The sequence below is a fragment of the Mesorhizobium sp. M8A.F.Ca.ET.207.01.1.1 genome, assembly GCF_004794715.1.
Classification (GTDB): Bacteria; Pseudomonadota; Alphaproteobacteria; order Rhizobiales; family Rhizobiaceae; genus Mesorhizobium.
The window spans coordinates 1-284 of the sequence record NZ_SRUS01000571.1; the positions used below are offsets into that span (position 1 = coordinate 1).

Consider the following 284-nt stretch of genomic DNA (forward strand, 5'->3'; position numbering starts at 1 on the left):
GCTGATCCCAACGCTCAGACCGGTTCCTGGCCCGGGTCGTAGACGGCCCTGGATTTCTTCTCGATGAAGGCGCCGGCGGGCTTGTTCTCGACCTTGCCCTGGCTGGTCACGCCAAGGAATTTGCCGGTCGAGCGCATGGTGTCCCAGTTGTAGAAGAACAGCGAGGCGACCGGGATGATGAACTCGCGGAAGCCGAAGACATAGAAGTTCTCGGCGAATTTCCAGGTGGTCGCCAGATCGACGTCGCCATGGCCGCGCTGGACGCCGACGAGGTTCTGCCAGGC

Annotated in this window: 1 protein-coding gene; it reads right to left on the bottom strand. The window is 62.3% G+C overall.

Annotated elements, in window-relative coordinates; translation table 11 throughout:
- Nucleotides 1-14: 14 nt before the first annotated feature.
- Nucleotides 15-284: MoaF C-terminal domain-containing protein (locus EN850_RS35875; protein ID WP_281407321.1), on the bottom strand; the 270-nt coding region annotated here is incomplete at its 5' end.